This window comes from Vibrio scophthalmi LMG 19158, assembly GCF_000222585.1.
GTDB classification, from domain to species: Bacteria; Pseudomonadota; Gammaproteobacteria; order Enterobacterales; family Vibrionaceae; genus Vibrio; species Vibrio scophthalmi.
In genome coordinates this window covers 1-5036 of sequence record NZ_AFWE01000198.1, presented here as the reverse complement: position 1 = coordinate 5036, position 5036 = coordinate 1, and the positions used below count along the sequence as shown (strand labels likewise).

Here is a 5036-nt window from a genome sequence, read left to right as displayed (position 1 = left end):
AAAAGCAATGGGGTCAGGTCTTTCTTCTTGCCAATATGGAGCGCACCTTGAATTGTGAGGCGCTAAAATTCACGATTATCAATGGAAATGGCCTCCAATATCATCCGCTCGAACTACCCAATTGTCACATCCGGTGATCCTGTCGCGACCATACCACCACAGCCAATCGCATCACCAACTCGAGCTGCGGGTAAACCATTGATGAAAACACAACCAGAGCCCGCTGAAATGGCGCGACCATGAAATCCATGCGGTGTTTTCGGGCATGGGCAACCATGCGGCGCTGCCGCATCACCCAGACGCGCAGCAGGGATACCGTTAATAAAGACATCGCCACTACCGGCGATAATCGGTGTAGGTGGAAAACATCCATGTGCTGAGGCGATATCGCCGATACGTGCTGCTTTTGGCATTATTTGTCCTTAAATTATGTTTCGTTCAGGCATCTAATTTCGCATACATCAAAAAAGCCTAACCCTCTAAACAAGAAAGCAAAAGGAAAGACCTGACCCCGTTCATTTAGAGATTGCAGCTGCCGTTCAAATAACGTATTCACCGTAAAACACGCTGAACTAGAGCCTTTAGTCCCCCTTGAGACCATCATAGGAGAGCTCAAACGCTACCAACGCGATGGTGAGTTAACACCACAATCTGCCAAACGTATTCTATCCTGCCTACTTGATTATGCGGTCATAACCAAACAAGAGAAGCAGCAACTGAAGCAATTAGGCCTCAGCCAAGCAATGCCTGCATCGTGGTATCAATCGGAGCATAAAGATCCTTACGAGCGATTTGCTCTGGCAGGTATTCATCTTACTAAGATAAGTCCGTCACGTTTAACCACTTAGCCTATTGTCACATCCGGCGATCCTGTCGCGACCGTACCGCCGCAACCAATCGCATCACCAATTCGAGCTGCGGGCAAACCATTGATGAAAACACTGCCGGAACCCGCTGAAATGGCGCGGCCATGAAATCCATGCGGTGTTTTCGGGCATGGGCAACCATGCGGCGCTGCCGCATCGCCCAGACGCGCGGCAGGGATACCGTTAATAAAGACATTGCCACTACCGGCGATAATCGGTGTGGGTGGAAAACATCCATGTGCTGAGGCGATATCGCCGATACGTGCTGCTTTTGGCATGATTTGTCCTTAAAATATGTTTCGTTCAGACATCTAATTTCGTATACATCAAAAAAGCCTAACCATCCAAACAAGAAAGCAAAAGGAAAGACCTGACCCCGTTCATTGGTACTACTCGACTACTCAATAATCTCATTTATTCGATTGTCTATTCACTAGCTAAACATTAAAAATTAGGCACTGAATTCTAACTCTGGTATTCCCTAAGGATTTTTTGAACTTTATCATCTTCCCACTTAATCCCATGAGCATACAGTTTTCTTACTTTCTTATTAGCTTCGGTTAGCGGTTGAGAGAGTTGCTGCCACTGCTCTTCAGGGATTAGCGCTGACCACGCTTTTACATCCTCACGATTAAGTACTTTTTGTTGATTCACTTCAATTTGATATTCTAAATACCAATGCGCAAAATAACGAAGACTCACCTAGTTCCAAACTCGCCAAATGGGATAAAACAAAGGTGTTTTTCGCATCCGTTTAAGAATAAGCCGCTTATAACCTGCACGATTGTACCCCCCCCCCCCGATAATTAGAGATTTTATTCGCCGCGGTATGCTCGATACCTTGAGCACCATTCTCCATATAGTCACAGAGTAATTCATAAAGACATAACGCTTCTTCTTGGCTATAAACAGGTAAGCTAACCAGTGCGCTATCACCATTTGGGTCATTAGGTATTGGCGCTGTAAACGTTAAGTTATTTAAACTCACCATACCCGTGTAGTTAACTCCGGTAAACGATTGAAACTCGATATTAAGATCTTCCCAATCAACGGGAAAAACCTCAACGGAACTAACGTAATTTTTACTGGCTTTAAAGTAACAAAACCACGGTTTGACAGTATAGTAGAGAGGATATGCACCTATCATCAATGGTATAATCCACAAAGTATGGTCAGATAAATCTAACAACCGTCGACTATAGAACATTTGAATGAGCATGGCACTTCCCAAGCCAATACAAATAAAAGCCATAATAAACATAAACGCAGAAATATCACTAACCATAATGTCAGGCCGCACTGGTGTTTTGCCATTACTTTTAATCCAGGAAAACAATACCTCTTTCTTCTGAGGGTGAAAACATATTGGAGGTGAACAACTAATCGAAGTATGACTATCTTTGAAAAAACAATAAAACAACCCACCAAAAATGATAGTCACCGGTAAAAGCATAGGATACATAAAAAATGCATGTCCAAACTCAAACCACATTGGAATAACGATACTGCTCATTGCCAACATCCAAAAAAACATTAATTGCAGAACATGAACATCGATGTTTAGAGCGCGTATCTCCACCAAACCATCAGGCGTTTTAGTAAAAAAACCACTCACAACCATGGGTTTACGACCACAACTGATTGGCATAGGAGATAAACCAATCCGTTGAATTTCGCCATCAGTGGAACACTCACCATGTTCTAATGTTTGCTGAACTTCACTTAATTTCACCTCTATACTACTCACTCCATGGTGTCATGGGATGCTCGGGTAATTTCCCCCATTCCTCTGATATCGATAACAAGAAAGGCAACGACAAAGGCAACGGGTTCAGGTCTTTCTTCTTGCCAATATGGATCTCACCTTGAATTGTGAGGCGCTAAAATTCACGATTATCAATGGAAATGGCCTCCAATATCATCCGCTTGAACTACCCAATAGTGACATCCGGTGATCCTGTCGCGACCGTACCTCCGCAACCAATCGCATCACCAACTCGAGCTGCGGGTAAACCATTGATGAAAACACTGCCAGAGCCCGCTGAAATGGCGCGGCCATGAAATCCATGCGGTGTTTTGGGGCATGGGCAACCATGGGGTGCGGCTGCATCGCCCAGACGCGCGGCAGGGATGCCGTTAATAAAGACATCGCTACTACCGGCGATAATCGGTGTGGGTGGAAAACATCCATGTGCTGAGGCGATATCGCCGATACGTGCTGCTTTTGGCATTATTTGTCCTTAAAATATCTCTAAACTCAGGTACGTCCTACTTTTAGTCAAACCCATGCCTCAACGATCAATAATGAGCGTTCATCTCCCTAACATGCATAGGAAATCATACGTATTTTGGTTTCACTTTTTGTATAACATCAGTTCGTTCTATCAATCCAGTTTGTTCTTAGGGTAAAATTATCTATGTAAACCATCGGTGTAATTTTATTATATTGCTTGTCAACTTCAATGTTTAACAACTGAATTTCATCATCAGTGAGCGAACCTTTTTCGTAATCAAAACGCAACATCGTGTTATCGCCTGTTATTTTCCAGTATAACCTTGAAAAATAATACACTTCTGATGGTGTATAAATCCTTTTGTCATCAAAATCTGCAAATATAATCATTTGCCAAGTAATTGAACCTTTAGAGCCTAACCTAACTCCATGTTTAAATAACTGATCGGTTTTTTCTATATTTTGATAATTATACTCAATTAGCTTCTTTATGGCTGGTATATAATTATGATTGGCAGCAATGGTCAGCAGACTGATAGCTGTAGATTCTAGTTCTTTACTCTCTGATTTTAACTGATAAGAACCTTTTTCTTTAACCAAAATTGTTTTTACATAATCAACCAATGGTTGGTAATAGTAGCCTTCAGCAAAACGAATAACTTCTTTAAGATAATGTTCATGAGCTTCAACTGAGTCGTCGGGTTGTTGAATTCTTTCCATGCTCAATAAAAAATACTGTGACCGTAAATCGCCTTTTTGTGCCAACTCGTTAAAGCCCTCCATTGCTATTGCCCAGTTTTTTTTTGAACATGTTTCTATCTTTGTATTTACGTTGATACCTATAGATTTGGCGGCTTGACTACTCAACGAGCTGTTACCAAAATCCCAGCATTCCTCTCCACCAGATGACAATGCTAACGCAGCGAACGGATCACCCGCTTCCATTGCGCGCGCCAAAAGTCCAAGGACTTCACCGCGCATTTCTAAATCATTTGAGTTGGTACGAGCCATCCACACCATAGCATCAGTGTTACCAGCCTTGATTAGCGGTTCAAGTAGACGCTCGTCCCCAGCACCTTGTTGCAACTTCGTCAGATACTCATACATCGCGTCACCAGGCTTAACTGAGCTGGAGATATATGGGTCGTCTGACTTTTTATTGATATTCTCTTCTATATAATTTTTAAATAATGGAATATCATCTTGCGGGTTGGGGCCGCACGCTGTAATACTTAATAGGAGAAAGATACTTGATAGTAATTTCACTAACAGCTTAAAATGTAATTTCATCGAGACTCCAACTTATAATGACTTCATTAGTTTTCTCTAAACGCCAGTGATTTTCAGGTAAATCAGTTTTTCGACTAACAATAGCGAGAGTTCCCTTACCTAGCGACGCATTAGGCACGCATCTCGTCGGATAGGCGGAATATTCATATTGCTCAACGCCACCAATAATTCCCGTCACAGTATATAATTTTTGTTTAGTTAACACCATGTTGGCACAAAGCTGATTTGAGTATTGATTAAACCTTCGAATAACTTCAAGATCCTCTGTGGCTTTTATAAATTCAGCCAACTCAAACCACTGCTTCTTATACCCATCCCACTCTGCAGAATAATCTTTACTGTATTTGGGCAAATCGGCCATGGCAATTAACGCTTCCTTCCATTGGCGTTGATTGGTTTCATCGCTTTCGCTTACGTCAGTTGCCAACCACTGCATGATTTTCACTATTGCCGCCGCTTGGTTTTGATTATCAGTTGCCGCTCTTATCGGTCTTCCTTCACCATCAAACCTTGTGTTGTATTGCTTCTGAGATAGCGCGGTAAGCAAATTTGATAATGTTTCTGGGGGCAGTTTAACTACCCATTGTCTAACTTTCTCAGATTTACGTTTATCGTCTTCTTCGTTGATATTACGAGCCAAAAATGGA

Annotated in this window: 6 protein-coding genes and 1 pseudogene; all 7 read right to left on the bottom strand. The window is 42.2% G+C overall.

The window, feature by feature from the left end; genetic code table 11:
- Positions 1-113: 113 nt before the first annotated feature.
- Positions 114-413, bottom strand: a complete 300-nt coding sequence (locus tag RH88_RS17110) for a type VI secretion system PAAR protein (RefSeq protein ID WP_005598345.1) — start codon at positions 411-413, stop codon at positions 114-116.
- Positions 414-844: 431 nt separating this feature from the next.
- A complete protein-coding gene (locus tag RH88_RS17105) occupies positions 845-1144 on the bottom strand; it encodes a type VI secretion system PAAR protein (RefSeq protein ID WP_005598343.1) in 300 nt (99 codons plus the stop codon).
- Positions 1145-1331: 187 nt separating this feature from the next.
- Complete coding sequence (locus RH88_RS17100) at positions 1332-1568, bottom strand: hypothetical protein (protein ID WP_005598342.1); 237 nt, start codon at positions 1566-1568, stop codon at positions 1332-1334.
- A gap of 67 nt (positions 1569-1635) precedes the next feature.
- Positions 1636-2598 (bottom strand): hypothetical protein, encoded by a 963-nt coding sequence (locus RH88_RS17095; RefSeq protein WP_005598340.1) that lies wholly within the window; start codon positions 2596-2598, stop codon positions 1636-1638.
- A gap of 199 nt (positions 2599-2797) precedes the next feature.
- A complete protein-coding gene (locus RH88_RS17090) occupies positions 2798-3097 on the bottom strand; it encodes a type VI secretion system PAAR protein (protein ID WP_005598338.1) in 300 nt (99 codons plus the stop codon).
- A gap of 140 nt (positions 3098-3237) precedes the next feature.
- Entirely contained in the window at positions 3238-4389 is a 1152-nt protein-coding gene (locus tag RH88_RS17085; protein WP_005598337.1) for a hypothetical protein, read from the bottom strand.
- Positions 4373-5036 (bottom strand): annotated as a pseudogene (locus RH88_RS23625) (LysM domain-containing protein); the annotation flags it as partial. The pseudogene RH88_RS23625 and the gene RH88_RS17085, both read right to left, overlap by 17 nt.

Excerpts from the sequence above, each read along its gene's own strand:
- RH88_RS17085 (WP_005598337.1), bottom strand. The coding sequence starts at position 4,389 with ATGAAATTACATTTTAAGCTGTTAGTGAAATTACTATCAAGTATCTTT.
- RH88_RS17105 (WP_005598343.1), bottom strand. The coding sequence starts at position 1,144 with ATGCCAAAAGCAGCACGTATCGGCGATATCGCCTCAGCACATGGATGT.
- RH88_RS17110 (WP_005598345.1), bottom strand. The coding sequence starts at position 413 with ATGCCAAAAGCAGCACGTATCGGCGATATCGCCTCAGCACATGGATGT.
- RH88_RS17090 (WP_005598338.1), bottom strand. The coding sequence starts at position 3,097 with ATGCCAAAAGCAGCACGTATCGGCGATATCGCCTCAGCACATGGATGT.